This window comes from Salinimicrobium marinum (assembly GCF_014651535.1).
Lineage (GTDB): Bacteria > Bacteroidota > Bacteroidia > Flavobacteriales > Flavobacteriaceae > Salinimicrobium > Salinimicrobium marinum.
Genome location: NZ_BMXB01000006.1, coordinates 53,484 through 70,296 on the forward strand (window position 1 = coordinate 53,484; position 16,813 = coordinate 70,296).

Annotated in this window: 10 protein-coding genes; 5 read left to right on the plus strand and 5 right to left on the minus strand. The window is 42.3% G+C overall.

Annotated elements, in window-relative coordinates; translation table 11 throughout:
- The first annotated feature begins 52 nt into the window (after positions 1 to 52).
- The 3 genes from IE056_RS09375 to IE056_RS09385 all read left to right on the plus strand — a co-directional run bounded on the left by IE056_RS09375 (position 53) and on the right by IE056_RS09385 (position 5,581).
- Positions 53 to 1,120: a hypothetical protein gene (locus tag IE056_RS09375; RefSeq protein WP_189604454.1), complete on the plus strand. Its 1,068-nt coding sequence runs from the start codon at positions 53 to 55 to the stop codon at positions 1,118 to 1,120.
- Between the two features lie 160 nt (positions 1,121 to 1,280).
- Positions 1,281 to 2,498 carry a DNA polymerase IV gene (dinB, locus tag IE056_RS09380; protein ID WP_189604455.1) on the plus strand — a complete coding sequence of 406 codons (1,218 nt, stop codon included), beginning with the start codon at positions 1,281 to 1,283 and terminating at the stop codon, positions 2,496 to 2,498.
- A gap of 104 nt (positions 2,499 to 2,602) precedes the next feature.
- Positions 2,603 to 5,581 (plus strand): DNA polymerase III subunit alpha, encoded by a 2,979-nt coding sequence (locus IE056_RS09385; protein WP_189604456.1) that lies wholly within the window; start codon positions 2,603 to 2,605, stop codon positions 5,579 to 5,581.
- Positions 5,582 to 5,591: 10 nt separating this feature from the next.
- Here IE056_RS09385 and IE056_RS09390 read toward each other — a convergent pair whose 3' ends face one another.
- Both IE056_RS09390 and recG read right to left on the minus strand, forming a co-directional pair.
- Positions 5,592 to 6,494, minus strand: a complete 903-nt coding sequence (locus IE056_RS09390) for an AEC family transporter (protein ID WP_189604457.1) — start codon at positions 6,492 to 6,494, stop codon at positions 5,592 to 5,594.
- A gap of 3 nt (positions 6,495 to 6,497) precedes the next feature.
- Entirely contained in the window at positions 6,498 to 8,603 is a 2,106-nt protein-coding gene (gene recG / locus IE056_RS09395) for an ATP-dependent DNA helicase RecG (RefSeq protein ID WP_189604458.1), read from the minus strand.
- A gap of 106 nt (positions 8,604 to 8,709) precedes the next feature.
- On the opposite strand from recG, the gene IE056_RS09400 reads away from it, so the two are divergent.
- Positions 8,710 to 10,830: a M1 family metallopeptidase gene (locus IE056_RS09400; protein ID WP_189604459.1), complete on the plus strand. Its 2,121-nt coding sequence runs from the start codon at positions 8,710 to 8,712 to the stop codon at positions 10,828 to 10,830.
- A 6-nt stretch (positions 10,831 to 10,836) separates the two neighbouring features.
- On the opposite strand, the gene IE056_RS09405 is transcribed toward IE056_RS09400, so the two are convergent.
- The 3 genes from IE056_RS09405 to IE056_RS09415 are packed head-to-tail and all read right to left on the minus strand — an operon-like array spanning position 10,837 to position 14,262.
- The gene (locus IE056_RS09405) at positions 10,837 to 11,358 is read right to left on the minus strand and encodes a DUF7935 family protein (RefSeq protein WP_189604460.1); all 522 of its coding nucleotides are present in this window, start codon (positions 11,356 to 11,358) and stop codon (positions 10,837 to 10,839) included.
- The gene (locus IE056_RS09410) at positions 11,355 to 12,980 is read right to left on the minus strand and encodes an FMN-binding glutamate synthase family protein (RefSeq protein ID WP_189604461.1); all 1,626 of its coding nucleotides are present in this window, start codon (positions 12,978 to 12,980) and stop codon (positions 11,355 to 11,357) included. Before IE056_RS09410 ends, IE056_RS09405 begins: the two co-directional genes overlap by 4 nt.
- 1 nt (position 12,981) lies before the next feature.
- Complete coding sequence (locus tag IE056_RS09415) at positions 12,982 to 14,262, minus strand: amidohydrolase (protein ID WP_189604462.1); 1,281 nt, start codon at positions 14,260 to 14,262, stop codon at positions 12,982 to 12,984.
- A 169-nt stretch (positions 14,263 to 14,431) separates the two neighbouring features.
- Between IE056_RS09415 and IE056_RS09420 the strand changes: the two genes are divergently transcribed.
- Positions 14,432 to 16,759 carry an ATP-dependent helicase gene (locus IE056_RS09420; RefSeq protein ID WP_189604463.1) on the plus strand — a complete coding sequence of 776 codons (2,328 nt, stop codon included), beginning with the start codon at positions 14,432 to 14,434 and terminating at the stop codon, positions 16,757 to 16,759.
- Positions 16,760 to 16,813 lie beyond the last annotated feature (54 nt).

Consider the following 16,813-nt stretch of genomic DNA (forward strand, 5'->3'; position numbering starts at 1 on the left):
GCTTCTCATTTTTAAATTCATAATTAATTAACCATTTTAAATATATCAATTTATGAAAAAAGTAGTATTAAGCGTAGCAGCGCTTATGTGTGGAGCAGTAGTTTTTGCCCAGAGTAATGTTAGTGAGGTGTCTCAGGAAGGTACTTCTAACCAGGCAGAGGTTGAACAAACAGGTGAGTCCAACACCTCTGATGTGGATCAAACAGGTACAGGAAATGATGCCACAATAATGCAATCGGGATCTTTTAATGGTTCCCTGGCATTTCAGGATGGCACCGGAAATATTATAAGTGTAGATCAGGTAGGTAGCTTAAATGAATCTGATGTATGGCAGGAGGGAAATGGTAACTCTTCTTCTGTGTCTCAAAATGGTTCATCAAACTGGGCTTATGTAACTCAGGTAGGAGATAATAACACCGCAGAGGCTTATCAGGGAGGAGCTTTGTTTACCTCTCGTAATGGTGAAATTGAACAATACCAGGAAGGAAATGACAACACCGCATTGGCTTATATGGAAGAAGATAATAACTCAGCAGAACAGGAGCAGGTGGGAAGTGAAAATGCTGCCTTAGTCGAACAAAATCTTTATGACTTTGGAGGAGACAATTACGCTTTTCAGTCTCAGTTAGGTAACGGGAATGCTGCCGTTGCTTTTCAGGATGGTTCTTATAATGAAATAGACCAGGTGCAGGAAGGGGATGATCATTCTGCTTATGCGGAGCAGTACGGAGACGATAACATTGTTGATCAATATCAGTTTGGTGGTTCAGGGAATATTGCAGAGGCTGTGCAATCAGGAGATTATAACTATAATTCACAATGGCAGGAAGGTTCTTCTAATGTAGCTATTGGTTATCAGTCAGGTGATGACAATGACATTTACCATTACCAAAGTGGAGATGATAACACTGCAGATTCTTATCAGGTAGGATCTTTAAACACCAGTGACATATTCCAGGTGGGTTCATCTAACCTTGCCATCGATACTCAATTGGGGACTAATAATCAAACTCTTGTTACCCAAAATGGTTCATCTCATTATAGCAGCATATTACAGAATGGAACCGGAAATTCTGCTACCGTTACTCAAACAGGTGGTGCTGCGGGCATACCTCAGTAGTTTTATCTAATCTTAAATAATTAGGCAGCCCATATGGGCTGCTTTTTTATTTTTGCTCTCTGATGTTTCTGTTTCTTTTTTTTAACTCTTTTCTTTCTTCTACCTAAAGCTTATTTTATAAATTTGGAAAAATTCCTATAAAAAGGAATAATTCCTATTTATGAAAGAGAAATCAATTTTACACCTTGATCTGGATGCGTTTTTTGTATCGGTAGAGCGTAAGCTTAATTCAGAACTGGAGAACAAACCACTACTGGTAGGAGGAATGGGAGATCGTGGGGTGGTGGCAGCCTGTAGTTATGAAACCCGCAAATTTGGGGTGCATTCGGGTATGGCTATGAAAGTAGCACGTCAACTTTGTCCGCAGGCTATAGTCATAAAAGGAAATGCCGGTACCTACACCAGGCACTCCCATGAAATTACCGAAATCATTAAAAGTAAAGTTCCTGCTTTTGAAAAAGCCAGTGTGGATGAATTTTATGCAGATCTCAGCGGGATGGATAGGTTTTTTGGGATCAATCAATTTGCGAAAGAGCTTCGCAATACCATTATCAAAGAAAGCGGATTGCCAATTTCCTTCGGACTGTCTCAAAACAAAATAGTTTCAAAAATTGCTACCGGAGTAGCAAAACCCAATGCAGAAAAAGTTATTCAAATGGGGACCGAAAAGCCCTTTTTGGCACCTCTCCCTGTTAGCAGGATCCCTATGGTTGGGAGCAAAACTTTCCAAACTCTATTAAATCTTGGAATACGAGAGATAAGAACACTCCAGGAAATGCCGGTGGAAATGCTGGAAAGTGTGCTGGGCAAAAACGGAAGAACGATCTGGAAAAGGGCCAATGGAATAGATTATTCACCTATTATTCCTTTTCGCGAACGCAAATCCATTTCTAACGAACGCACATTTGGCCGTGATACGATAGACATGGTACGACTCCGTACTACATTGACCGCAATGACCGAGAGTCTGGCGTACCAGTTAAGGCGCGGCAACAAGTTAACATGCAATGTGAGTGTGAAAATCAGGTATTCAGATTATCAGACGTACACCAAGCAGGCTAAAGTCCCTTATACCAGCGCCGATCATCTTCTGCTCCCAAAGGTGGAAGAGCTTTTCAGGCAGCTTTATAACCGCCGACTTTTGATCAGGCTGATTGGGGTGAAGTTCAGCGGACTGGTAGGCGGGAATTATCAGATCAATTTATTTGATGATTCTGAACAAATGCTGAATTTATACAATTCCATTGATAAGGTGCGCAACCGGTTTGGAGAACATAGCGTGATGCGGGCAGTAAGTCTGGGTGCAAAAACCATAGGCAGGATGGATAATCCTTTTAATGGTGAACCACCTATTGTACTGGCGCACAGGAATCAGTAGTGGGTCGGAATGTTTTCAGTGTTCAGTTTTCAACAGCGAACAAAAGACAACAATTTCACAACTCACAACTCACAACTCACAACTGAAGAACCCACAACCCTAAAATGTACCTGAACTGCCATACATATTATTCTTTGCGGTACGGAACTTTTTCTGTAGAAGAGTTGTGCCTTTTGGCTAATAAACATGGAGTGCAGAGTGTGGCCGTTACAGATATCAATAACACTTCGGCCTGTCTTGAGTTTCTGAAAATTGCTTCAAGATTTAATATCAATCCGTTGGTGGGGATCGATTTCAGAAATAGGGTGCAGCAGCAATACGTGGGGATTGCTCGGAACAACGCAGGTTTCCGGCAGCTGAATGAGCATTTGTCAGCTCATCTTCACCAGGAAAAAAGTTTTGAAAACAATGCTCCCGATTTGCCTGATTGTTACCTGATCTATCCATTTGAAAAAGTGGTAGCCGATAAAAAGATCAATTTTAAGGAAAATGAATTCATCGGAATTTCGGTGGAGACTTTGCGGAAATTAAAATTTTCAGAATACCTGAAATTTTCAGAAAAACTGGTGCTGTTGCAAACAGTCAGCTTCCGGAGTAAAAGAGATTATAATGCACACAGACTTTTGCGTGCGATAGACAACAACACGCTGCTGAGTAAGCTTCCGAAGAGTGAACAGGGAGCTTTTTCACACCAAATGATCTCTCCTGAAGAAATTCAGAGAGAGTTTGAAGATTATCTGCATGTCCTTCAAAATACCCAAAACATCCTGAAAACCTGTAAAGTAAACTTTGGTTTTGGAGAGGATCGTGAAAATCAAAATTTACAGGTGTTTGGGAAAAGCAGGGAAGAAGACGAAAAGGAGCTAAGGAGGTTGTGCTTTCAGAATATCTCAAAACGATATCCCGATGCTTCAGAAGAAGTTTACTTTAGATTGGAAAAGGAACTGGAAGCGATCATACGGCTGGGATTTGTCTCATTTTTTCTCATTAATTACGATATTGTTCAGTATGCAAAATCAAAAAACTATCCCTTTATCGGTCGGGGTAGTGGCGCGAATTCGATAGTGGCATATATCATTGGGCTTACCAATGTAGACCCTATAGAGCTTAATCTTTATTTTGAACGGTTTATTAATGCGAACCGAAAAGCCCCGCCCGATTTTGATATAGATTTTTCCTGGAAAGATCGCAATGAAGTCACCCGGTACATTTTTGAGAAGTTCGAAAACACGGCGCTGTTGGGTACGTATGTTACTTTTAAACGAAAGGCCGTGGCCCGGGAGCTGGGAAAAGTTTTTGGCCTGCCTAAGGAGAATATCGATAAGCTCTCCTCCGGATTTTTTAGTTTCAGGGAGCTGGATGAGTTGGAGAAACTGGTGTTGAGGTATAGCTCATTGATTGAAGGTTTTCCAAATTATCTGAGTGTACATTCCGGCGGAATCCTTATTCTGGAGCGGCCAGTTTCCAATTTCGCCGCCACTTTTTTACCGCCCAAAGGATTTGCTACCGTCCAGATCGATATGAATATAAGCGAGGATGTCGGGATCCATAAATTCGATATCCTTTCCCAACGCGGACTTTCAAAAATCACCGACGCCATTGAGATCATTAAAGAGAATCAGCCCGATACCAAAATAGAAGACATTGAAAACATCTGGATTTTCAAAAATGATCCTGAAATTAATAACCTTTTGAAAGTAGGGGATTGTATAGGGGTGTTTTACGTGGAATCTCCCGCCATGCGTGGTTTAATGACCAAACTTCAAACCGATAGTTATCTGAATCTTGTAGCAGCAAGTTCGGTAATAAGACCTGGGGTGTCACAGGGAAAAATGAAAGATGAGTACATTAAACGACACCGGGATCCTGAAAGGCGAAAACGGGCGCACCCTGTTATGAACAAGATCATGCCCGATACCTACGGAATTATGATCTATCAGGAAGACGTGATGAAGGTGGCACATCATTTTGCAGGCCTGAGTTTTGATGATGCCGATGTGTTACGGAGGGGAATGAGCGGAAAGAAAACTTCTAAAGGACAAATTGAGGGGATTGAATCAAAATTCCGGAGTAACTGCAAAGAAAAGGGATATGAGCAATCCCTTGTGGATGAAGTCTGGGAACAGATCTCTTCTTTTGCAGGCTATGCTTTTCCGAAGGGACATTCGGCTTCTTATGCGGTGGAAAGCTACCAAAGCCTGTATCTAAAACGCTACTTTCCGCTGGAATTTATGGTGGCAGCCATCAATAATGGCGGCGGATTTTATGATGTGGAGACCTATGTGCAGGAAATACGAAAATGCGGGGGAACTGTGCATGCGCCCTGTATCAACAAAAGTGATCATCCAAATGTGATTTATGGCAAAGATATTTACCTGGGGCTGGGATATATCAAAGACCTGGAAACAAAGGTAGTGCAGCAAATCCTTGAAAACCGGCAGTTTTTTGGCTCTTTTAAATCTTTGGATGATTTTGTGGACCGTATCCATATTTCCATTGAGCAGCTAAGTATTCTATTGAAGATAGATGCCTTCAGGTTTACTGGTGTGGATAAACATCACCTGCTCTGGAAAGCCCATTTTAAACTGAATAACACAAAACCAAAATCCACTCAGGCGGTTTTGTTTAAAACTCCGCATAAAGATTTTAATCTTCCGGAACTGGAATACTCAAAGCTGGTAGAGGTTTACGACCAGATTGAGCTGCTGGGATTCTCACTATCCAGCCATTTTGAATTACTGAAAAATCCGATGAAAGCTTCGGTTAAAGCAAAACATCTAAAGCATTTAGTTGGACAGGAAGTGGAAATTTATGGTAATCTTGTAAACGCCCGAAAAACCAGTACTGTCAATAGAAAATACATGTACTTCGGAACTTTTTTTGATAGTGACGGAGCCATTTTTGATATTGTAGAATTTCCGGATGTTGCCGAAAAATATCCGTTACGGAGCAAAGGTATTTACCTTTGCAAAGGAACAGTGGTAAACGATCTTGGCTATATTTCAATTGATATTAAATGGATTGCCAGGCAGGAAACCGCGGGAGATCCAAGACTCGAGACCAGTTATAGAAAAATAGGATAGGTTATAATCATCAAATCAATTCCAGGATCAGGGACCATAAAAACGTGGTGATGAGGGATGCCGGAATTCCCACACTCAGGATTATATTTGCCAGTTTCGGATTCAGATTATAATCGGTTGCAATGATGGCTCCCGTCACCATCGGGGCCATGGCTGCTTCAAAAATGGTGATTTTTTGTGTAAATTCAGTAAGTCCGAAAGCCAGGCATAAAACAAGGATGAGCAGGGGAGCCAGAAGTAATTTATAGGAAAGTGCCACAGAAATTAACTTTACATCGGCTTTCCAGGTCCTGAGTTTTAACTGCATCCCCACGGAAAATAAGGCCAGCGGAATTAAGGTGTGTGCCAGTTCGTTCAGTAAAGGTACTATCGGTTGAAGGGAAACAAGCAACGGAAGAATAAAAGCAAGGCAAAAAGCTATAAAAGGCGGAAACAGCAGGATTTTTTTAAGCACAGGTTTAAATTCAAAAGTTCCTCCATTGGAAGCTTTGGTGGCTGTGATAATACCAAAAGTAGCCATTACAATAAAGGTTGCCTGGTCACACAAAATAGCAATTTGCAACCCCTCTTGTCCGTAGTAGGCTTCGGTTAACGGAAAGCCCAAAAAAGAAGTATTTCCCAGTCCAGCCGTTAAAAACAAAGCAGCTCTTGTTCCGGGGGACATTTTTATGTACCTACTAATCAGGTTGATAAATAAATAACTCCCAGTCCAGACCAGCAGAGGCATCAAAAAAGGTACAATGAGGTTGTAACTCCACTGGATCTCCGGAATGTACCGTAAGGCCATTGCCGGTAATGCAATGTTGATCACCCAGGCGTTTACGGCTTTATAACTGTCCGTAGGAAGGGCTTTGTATTTTTTAACTAAAAATCCGGCGAGGAGACAAACACCAATGAGTATAAAATTTAGCATAGATCAACTGATGTAGTTCCAGATGTTTTTGTGTTTTGCCAGTTGGCCGTAGGTGTAGCGAATCACTTTGTTCTTTTCATGTGCGAGGTCTGGGTCTTCTTTTAAAACCTGAAGCGCATAAGAACGTGCTAATTTCAAAATGTCATTGTCTTTTACAATATCTGCTATTTTAAGGTTGAGCACTCCACTTTGCTGGGTTCCCATAATATCACCGGGGCCACGTAATTTTAGGTCGACTTCGGCGATCTCGAATCCGTCGTTGGTGCTTACCATCGTTTCCAGCCTGGTTTTGCTGTCGGCAGAAAGTTTGTGTCCGGTCATCAAAATACAGTAACTCTGCTCCGCACCACGTCCCACACGTCCGCGTAACTGGTGCAGCTGTGAAAGACCGAATCTTTCGGCACTTTCAATAATCATCACACTGGCGTTCGGTACATTCACGCCCACTTCAATTACCGTAGTGGCCACCATAATCTGGGTTTCGCCCTTTACAAACCGGTTCATCTCGTAATCTTTATCGGCGGGTTTCATTTGTCCGTGGACTATGGAGATCTGAAAATCGGGCATGGGAAATTCCCGTACGATGCTTTCGTAGCCATCCATAAGATCTTTATAATCCATTTTTTCTGATTCCTGAATCAAAGGATACACCACATAGACCTGCCGGCCTTTCTTTACTTCATCCTTGATAAACCTGAAAACCTTTAATCGGTTACTGTCATAGCGGTGTACCGTTTTGATACTTTTTCTTCCCGGTGGAAGCTCGTCAATGACCGAAATATCCAAATCGCCGTACAAACTCATTGCCAGCGTACGCGGAATTGGCGTTGCCGTCATCACCAGAATATGTGGCGGCAGCGTGTTTTTTCGCCACAACTTCGCTCGCTGCGCCACTCCAAACCTGTGCTGCTCATCAATAATGGCCAGCCCCAGATTTTTAAACTTTACTTTGTCTTCCAATAAAGCGTGGGTGCCAATGAGGAGGTCGAGTTCGCCACTTTCCAGGGCAGCGTGAATTTCCCTTCTTTCTGAAGTCTTTGAGGATCCGGTCAATAAGCGAATGTTGATGTCCAGATCTGCAGTTAATTCTTTGATGCCGTTGTAATGCTGAATTGCCAGGATCTCTGTTGGCGCCATTAAACAAGCCTGGAAATCATTGTCGAATGCCAGTAGTGCCGTCATCAAAGCCACAATGGTTTTTCCGGAGCCTACGTCTCCCTGCAGCAACCGGTTCATCTGGGCACTGCTACCCAGATCCTGCCGAATTTCCTTGATCACCCTTTTCTGAGCATTTGTAAGGTCAAAAGGCAAATGATTCTCATAAAATTCCTGAAAATATTCTCCTACCTGATCAAATGGAAAACCTTTGATCTTGTTCTTCCGAAGCATGTTTTTCATCAGCAACTGCAGCTGAATGTAAAACAGTTCCTCAAACTTCAACCGAAATTGTGCTTTTGCCAGTAACTCCTGACTTTTTGGGAAATGCACATTGAACATGGCCTCGGCCTTGGGAATCAATTTCAGTTCTTCTTTAATGCTCTCAGGAAGCGTATCGTAAAATTTAGCTCCGGTTTCCAGGAACAGCTGTTGCATCATCTTGTTTACAGCTCTGTTGGTTATGCCCGATTTTGTGAGCTTTTCAGTCGAGGGATACACCGGCTGCATCGCCGTCCTCAGGTTCTTTTTATATTCTTCTACCAGTTCCATTTCAGGATGCGGCATACTGAAAAGTCCGCTGAACCAGTTGGTTTTTCCGAAGATGACGTAAGGCGTATTCAGTTTTAGATTTTCCCTGATCCATTTGTGGCCGCGAAACCATACCAGTTCCATTTTTCCGGTGTCATCAATGAAATCTGCTACCAGACGTTTTCCGCGTTTTTGATCCACGGTTTTCAGGTGAACAATTTTCCCTACTACCTGCACTTCCGAATTGTTTCGTTCCAGATCTTTTATCTTGTAAAATCTGGTTTTGTCCAGGTAGCGGTTTGGAAAGAAATTCAGAAGGTCCTGATAGGTATGAATTCCCAGCTCTGTCCGTAGCAAACCTGCACGATTTGGGCCTACACCTTTGAGGTAATCTATAGGGGTTTGCAGCTGATTCTGATTCATAGAACGAAGATAGGAAAAAAGGCAAAAGCCTCCTTCAAATCTGCCATAGAAGCTCCTTTTTTGCTTTTTATTTCTACTATTTTCAGGAGAGGCTTATATTTGATAAATGAAACGACTTTTTGCCATTTTTATATTCTTTCTGCTGATTTCCTTCGGAAGTTATGGACAGCAGACTTCCTTAGTAGATTTTCAACGTGTAAAAGCCGAACTGGCTGTTTTTCCTTCTGAAAAAAAAGTGGAAGGAAGGGTGACTTTCAGGTTTGATGTGCTGGAAACAACAGATTCTGTTTTTATTGATGCCCGAAAAATGGATTTCCGGGAAGTCAAATTAAACGGAAAAGAAGTTGATTTCTCCAAAGATGAACAGCGATTATGGATTGTTGCTGATTTTACGCCTACTTCAGATAATGTATTAGAGTTTAATTATACTGCGACACCTTCACAGGGTATGTACTTCGAGGACTGGGATATTTCCGAAGAAGAAAAAGAGACGGCTTCTGAAAATTCTGCACCCCAGGTCTGGACGCAGGGACAGGGGAGATATACTTCCAACTGGCTACCCAGTTTTGATGACACTACCGAAAAACTGGAATTTGATCTTACGGTAGATTTTCAAAAAGGTTTTGAAGTGATCGCAAATGGAAAACTTCAAAAGTCAGCTGCGGTCAACGATTCTGTGGTGAGGTGGGAGTATGATATGGAGCAGCCAATGAGCAGTTATCTGGTCGCTTTGGCTGCGGGAAAATATCAGAAAAAGGAAATTTCTTCTTCCAGCGGAGTGCCCATTCAGCTTTATTATTATCCCGGCGATGAAGGAAAAGTAGAACCCACCTACAGGCATACGAAACAGATCTTTGATTTCCTTGAAAAACAAACAGGAGTGGCCTATCCCTGGCAGAATTATAAACAAATCCCGGTGCGTGATTTTCTGTACGCCGGAATGGAAAATACCGGAACAACCATTTTCTCAGATCTTTTTGTGGTCGATTCCACCGCTTTTAAAGATCGTAATTATGTAAACGTCAACGCACATGAACTGGCACACCAGTGGTTTGGTGATCTTGTGACTGCAGCCTCTGGGGAGCATCACTGGCTTCAGGAAGGATTTTCAACCTATTACGCTTTACTGGCAGAAAGAGAGGTTTTTGGCGATGACTATTATTATTGGAAACTTTTTGAAAGTGCCGAGGAGCTTAAGGAGTTAAGTGATTCCGGAAAAGGGGAAGCTTTGATCAATTCTAAAGCGAGTTCTCTCACGTATTATCAAAAAGGAGCCTGGGCTTTGCATATTCTGAAGGAGAGAGTGGGAGAGGAAGCATTTAATTTGGCTGTGAAAAATTACCTGAACAAGTACAAATTCAAAAATGTTACTACAGCCGATTTTATTGCGGAAGTAGAAAATACCAGTGGAAAAGATCTTTCTGCCTATGTTTTACAGTGGCTGGAACAATCTGCTTTTCCTGCAACGGTGGCTTTAAACTCTCTGAAAGAATCGAAATTCATTACCGATTATCTTCAAATAGCAGCTTTAAAAGAATTTCCGCTTCAGGAGAAAAAAGAATTACTGAATGCGGCTCTCAATTTTCCGGTGAACCAGTATGTGGGTCAGGAAGTGATATATCAACTGGCTTTGACAGATCCTTTGGAAGCAATCGAGCTGTATGAAAAAGCTTTTGAAACCAATGACATTTACGTGCGGCAGGCGATTGCGGCATCCCTCAGGCAAATTCCGCAGGAGTTGAAATCTTATTATGAATCGCTATTAAAAGATGATTCTTATGTGACCAAAGAAATGGCATTTTATAACCTCTGGTTTAATTTTCCGGAGGAAAGGAGTGAATACCTGGACCGGTTAAAAGAAGTTGAAGGTTTTAATGATAAGAATGTGGAGACGCTTTGGCTGGCGCTCAATCTGGCCACTGCGGGTTATCAAATGGACGATAAACAATCCACTTATGCACAACTTTCGGGATATACTTCTCCTTATTATCCTTACCAGATACGGCAGAATGCGTTCAATTATTTGTTTCAGCTGAATTCTTTTTCTGATGAAAATCTTTTTGATCTGGTAGAGGCCAGTCAACATCAGGTAGGAAGGTTTAGGGAGTCTTCGAGACAACTTCTTCGGGAACTGGTACAATCCGAAGAATACCAGCAGCGGTTTTCTCAGCTGAAGCCGTCACTTTCAGCTAAAGAATCGGGATTTTTAGAGCAAATATTACCTTAAAAAATATTACCATAGCGCGGAAACTTCCCTTTTGATGTAGGAGAGCCCGGTTTCGCTGGGCGGTTCCTGTTCCATGAGGCTGGTCAATACCTGCTGACGAAACTCTGAGGCATCTTTGATACCTTCCTTTGCGGCAGTTTTCCGGAGGTTTGTAATAGTAGCATTCTTGGAGGCTTTGATCACATTCCAACATTCTTCCGAAACATATATTTGTTGTGCCAGGTTGTGCTCAAATTCCTGTTCAATTGTACGGATTAGCAGAGAAGCGTAATCATTTTTATCTTCATTCAATGGCTTTGTCCTTACCAACAGGTTTCCGGGGGCGATCCTTTCCAGGAACAGAGTCATACGCTCATATGCCTGCAGCCTCACCGGAAAAGAATGTTTCTGATTTTCTTTGTGGAGCAAAAATCTTCTTCTTTGCTCTTCATTTTTTGTGTGCATACTAAAGAAATAATATGCGATCACTGCCACGATCACGGCAGGTAATAGGTATAATAACAGCTGTAAAATATTATTTTCTATCATGCTTTTTTATCTTCAACAGAGGTTTCTTCAGTCTCTACTTCTTTAACTTCGGTTTCTTCTCCTTTTCGGTAAGAGCCGCCTAAGTTAGGACATCCCAGTAAAGTTTCGGTAGTATCAAACGGAACTTTTGTTTTGTGGTAGGTAAATGTCTGAGCCAGAGTCTTTGCAATAAAGCGGTCCCCAAGATTTATTTCCACATCGTCCATCGTAAACTGGCAGGGGTGCTCATAACCACAGGCATGGGTGATCTCCAGGAGTTCTTTTCTGAAATTGGTAAAGTAGTAATTTACCCTTTCGGTCTTGTCTTTCACATTCACTCCTGCCTGTAACCATCGATTCTGAGTAGCTATTCCTGTGGGGCAGGTATTGGTATGACAGGATTGAGCCTGTATACAGCCAATACTCAGCATCGCTTCCCGCGCCACATTAATAACATCTGCGCCCATCGCAAATGCCATCGCTGCTTTTGCAGGGAAACCTAATTTTCCACTTCCTATAAATACAATTCTTTCGGTGAGGGCTTTCTCCTGGAAGATCTTGTAAACATCTGTAAAACCATACACCCACGGCAGGGCAACATGATCTGCAAAACTTGGCGGGGCAGCTCCGGTACCACCTTCTCCGCCATCAATCTGGATAAAATCTGGACCTCTGTTGGTCTTTTTCATAATATCTGCAAGTTCTTTCCATTCATCCAGTTTTCCTATGGCCGCTTTTATTCCTACTGGTAAGCCGGTTTCATGGGCAATTTCTTCAATAAAATCTACCATCTCCTGCATGTTACCAAAAGTGCTGTGGTTAGGAGGGGAAAGTACATCTTTACCCATAGGCACATGTCTTATTTCTGAAATTTCCCGGGTGATCTTTGAGGCCGGTAATACCCCTCCCTTTCCTGGTTTTGCTCCCTGGGAAAGTTTGATCTCAATAGCCCTTATTTGCGGAAAATCCTGCGTTAATCTTACCAGCTTTTCCATAGAAAAAGAACCGTCGTCATTCCGGATTCCGAAGTACCCGGTACCAATTTGAAAAACAACGTCGGCACCTTTTTGATGGTAAGGGGAAAGTCCGCCCTCGCCGGTGTTATGGTAGGCATAAGCTTTCTTACACCCCTGATTAAGTGCCTCGATAGCCCTCGCGGAAAGGGAACCAAAGCTCATAGCCGAAACGTTAATGACAGACGCGGGCCGGTATGGCCTTTTTCTTTTATTGAAATCGCCCATAACCTTGGCACATGCCAGGAAATAAGGATCTTTATTATAATAATGATTGTCAGGTACTTTGAAGGGGATGAGGGCATTATTGATAAATATGTAATTTACCTCATAGATATCCTGATCTGTTCCGAAACCTTCGTAATTGTTTTCATTTTTCGAAGAAGCATACACCCAGCTGCGTTCAACTCTGTTAAAGGGTAATTCCTCCCGATTTCCCGCGACTATATATTGTCTAAGCTCCGGACCGATGCTTTCCAGCAGGTAACGCAAGTGGCCCACTACGGGAAAATTATGTAAGATTATGTGCTTTTTGTTGAAGAAGATGTCGCGTAGGGTGATGAGGGCCAGAATGATCAGGATCCACATCCACCAGCTTATTTCTCCTAGAAAATCAAATATTCCTTCCATTTTATTGGTTTAAATAATCAATTGCTAATTGAGACATAACTTTCACTCCTAATGTTAATCCGCTGTCATCAATGAAAAAATCCGGAGTGTGATGAGGAGCGGGTTCTGTCGTTCCTTCAGGCTGGCCGCCGAGGAAAAAATAAAATCCCGGTACTTTCTCCTGAAAAAAGGAAAAATCTTCTCCACCCGTAGTGGGTTTCACCAGTTCTACTTTTTCGGCTCCTGCAATATATTGCAAAGTAGGTAACATCTGGCCGGTTAATTGGGGATCATTATAGGTAATAGCCGTTTTATTTTCAATTTCTATGGTTGCAGTCCCGCCGTAAGCCTCAGCAATGGCAGGAACCATTTCTTGCATACGTTTCAGAATTAATTCTTTCATATCGGGATCAAGAGTCCTGATGGTTCCAATCATTTCTGCACTTTCCGGAATTATATTAAAACGCACGCCACTGGTAATTTTTCCGACGGAAATAACCGCGGCACCATCCACAAGACTGGATTCCCGGCTAATGATCGTCTGTAATCCATCTATAATTTTTGCTGAAATAAGGATGGGGTCGACTCCGCTCCAGGGAGCAGATCCGTGGGTTTGCTTCCCCTGTACATTTATGACAAAACGTTCCACGGCTGCCATGGTGCCTTCAGGTTTATATCTGATCGTACCTACCGGTGTGGCCGAGTTGATATGTAATCCAAAAATAGCATCCACATCGGGATTTTCTAAAACTCCTTCTTTGATCATTAAGGCAGCTCCACCTTCTTCTCCCGGGGGTGCACCCTCTTCGGCAGGTTGGAAAATGAATTTCACGGTTCCGTTTATTTTATCTTTGTTTTTTGAAAGTACCTCGGCAGCTCCCATTAAAATTGCGATGTGGGTATCATGTCCGCAGGCATGCATGACGCCGGTTTCAGTGCCGAGAAATTGTGTGGTGACTTCAGATTTAAAAGGAAGGTCATTTCGTTCGGTTACCGGCAGGGCATCAATATCGGCTCTTAGGGCAACGACTTTATCGGAGTTATTTCCTTTCAGAATACCAACGACTCCGGTTTTAGCTACTTTCGTTTGGACCTCCATTCCGAGGTTTTTTAAATGTTCAGCAATTTTTTCAGCAGTTTTAAATTCCCGGTTTGATAATTCTGGATTCTGATGAAAGTTACGGCGCCATTCGATCACCTGTCCTTCTATTTCTTCTGCAGCAGCAACTATTTCGGGATCCCTTTCCTGCGCATTCAAGGTCAAACTGAACATACAGAAAAGGATCAAATAAATGTTTTTCATCTAAGTAAATTGAAGAATGCCAGTATTACCGGCGGTTTAATTCTCTAAGATATTTAAAAATTAAAGCTTCTCATAATCTGACTTCTTAATTGTTTCAAAAGTAACTAGCTCCATGATTTTGTATTAAGCCGTTTTTGGTTAATTTCACGGCTTTAAAAGAAGGAGGAAATTGGAATCTTATTTAGCTGAATTAAATGATGCTCAAAGAGCGCCGGTACTGCAAAAAGACGGCGCCATGATTGTAATTGCAGGTGCAGGATCTGGAAAAACCCGGGTATTGACCTATAGAATTGCGTACCTTATGAGCAAGGGAGTTGATGCTTTTAACATACTCTCCCTTACTTTTACAAATAAGGCTGCGCGGGAAATGAAAAAAAGGATTGCCCAAATTGTGGGTAACAGTGAGGCGAAGAACCTGTGGATGGGGACTTTCCACTCCATTTTTGCAAAAATGCTTCGTTTTGAAGCAGATAAATTAGGGTATCCTTCCAATTTTACTATTTATGATACGCAGGATTCCCAAAGGTTAATTTCGGCTATTATTAAAGAAATGGGACTGGATAAGGATGTATATAAATACAAGCAGGTGTATTCGAGGATCTCGTCCTATAAGAACAGCCTCGTTACCGTAAAGGCATATTTTCAAGATCCAGAATTAATGGAGGCCGATGCCATGTCAAAAAAACCTCGGCTGGGAGAAATCTACAAGAATTATGTAGACCGTTGTTTTAAAGCCGGGGCCATGGATTTTGACGACCTGCTGCTCAAAACAAACGAACTCTTAAACCGGTTTCCGGAAGTACTTCAGAAATATCAGAACCGTTTCAAATACATTCTGGTAGATGAGTACCAGGATACTAACCATTCCCAGTATTTGATTGTAAAGGCTTTATCAGATAAATTTCAGAATATTTGTGTGGTAGGGGACGATGCCCAGAGTATTTATGCTTTTCGGGGCGCGAATATCAACAACATCCTTAACTTCCAGAAGGATTACGACAATGTGCAGATGTACAGGCTGGAGCAAAATTACCGCTCTACCCGAAACATTGTGGAAGCAGCCAACTCCATTATTGAAAAGAACAAGACCAAACTTGATAAAGTAGTTTGGACGGCCAATGATGAAGGTCCAAAGATCGTGGTTAACCGATTGCTTACCGATGGGGAAGAAGGACGTTTTGTGGCGGGATCTATTTTCGAGAACCGAATGGAGCATCAAATGAACAATGGGGATTTTGCCATTCTTTATCGTACAAACGCCCAGAGTAGGGCTATGGAAGATGCACTTCGGAAAAAAGATATTCCGTATCGTATTTACGGCGGACTTTCATTTTACCAGCGAAAAGAAATCAAGGATGTACTTTCTTATTTAAGGCTGGTGATCAATCCGAAGGATGAAGAGGCGCTGAAAAGAGTCGTCAATTACCCAGCCCGCGGGATTGGGCAAACGACTATAGACCGGTTGACCATTGCTGCCAATCACTACGGAAGATCAATATTTGAAGTGATTGAAAATATTGACAAGATTGACCTGAAGATCAATAGCGGAACCAGAAATAAACTGACGAATTTTGCCAACATGATCAAAAGCTTTCAGATCATGAACGAAACGGCAGATGCCTTTATGCTTGCTGAAACCGTTGCAAAGAAAACAGGATTGCTTCAGGAACTGAAAAAAGACGGAACTCCTGAAGGAATTGCACGAATAGAGAACATTGAAGAGCTGTTAAACGGGATCAGGGATTTCGTGGAAGGACAGAAAGAACTCGCCGATGCCACAGGCTCTCTTACGGAATTTTTGGAAGATGTTGCCCTGGCTACAGATATGGATAAGGATACGGGAGATGAAGACCGGGTGGCTTTGATGACGATTCACCTGGCAAAGGGACTGGAGTTTCCATACGTGTACATTGTGGGGATGGAAGAGGATCTTTTCCCTTCTGCCATGAGTATGAACACGCGTTCTGAACTGGAAGAAGAACGAAGATTGTTCTATGTGGCGCTTACCCGTGCCGAAAAGAAAGCCTATCTCACGTATACCCAGTCGAGATACCGCTGGGGGAAACTGGTCGATGCAGAGCCCAGTAGATTTATAGAAGAAATTGACGACAAGTTCAAGGATTATATGATTCCGCAGGATGATTATAAGTATAAACCTTTGATTGATACAGATATTTTCGGAGAGGTAGATAAGAGCAAATTCCGTCAAACGAAACCTTCCAACGGAACTCCGCCGCCATCGCATAAGCCTACCGATGAGCAGCTGCGAAAACTCCGAAAACTCAGGCCTGCGTCTTCCCCGTCAATTTCCAACAGTGATCCTTCAGAAGTAGTGAAACTGCAGGAAGGCGATCGGGTAGAACACATGCGCTTCGGAAAAGGTACGGTGTTGAAGATCGAAGGAATTGGTCAGGATAAAAAAGCGGAAATAGATTTTGAAACCGGGGGCATTAAAAAGCTGCTATTAAAATTTGCCAAGCTGAAGGTGTTGGATTAACAGCTTTATAAGTTGTTAAGTTTCTGTTATTCTTTGGGTTAGCTTCTGTGGTTG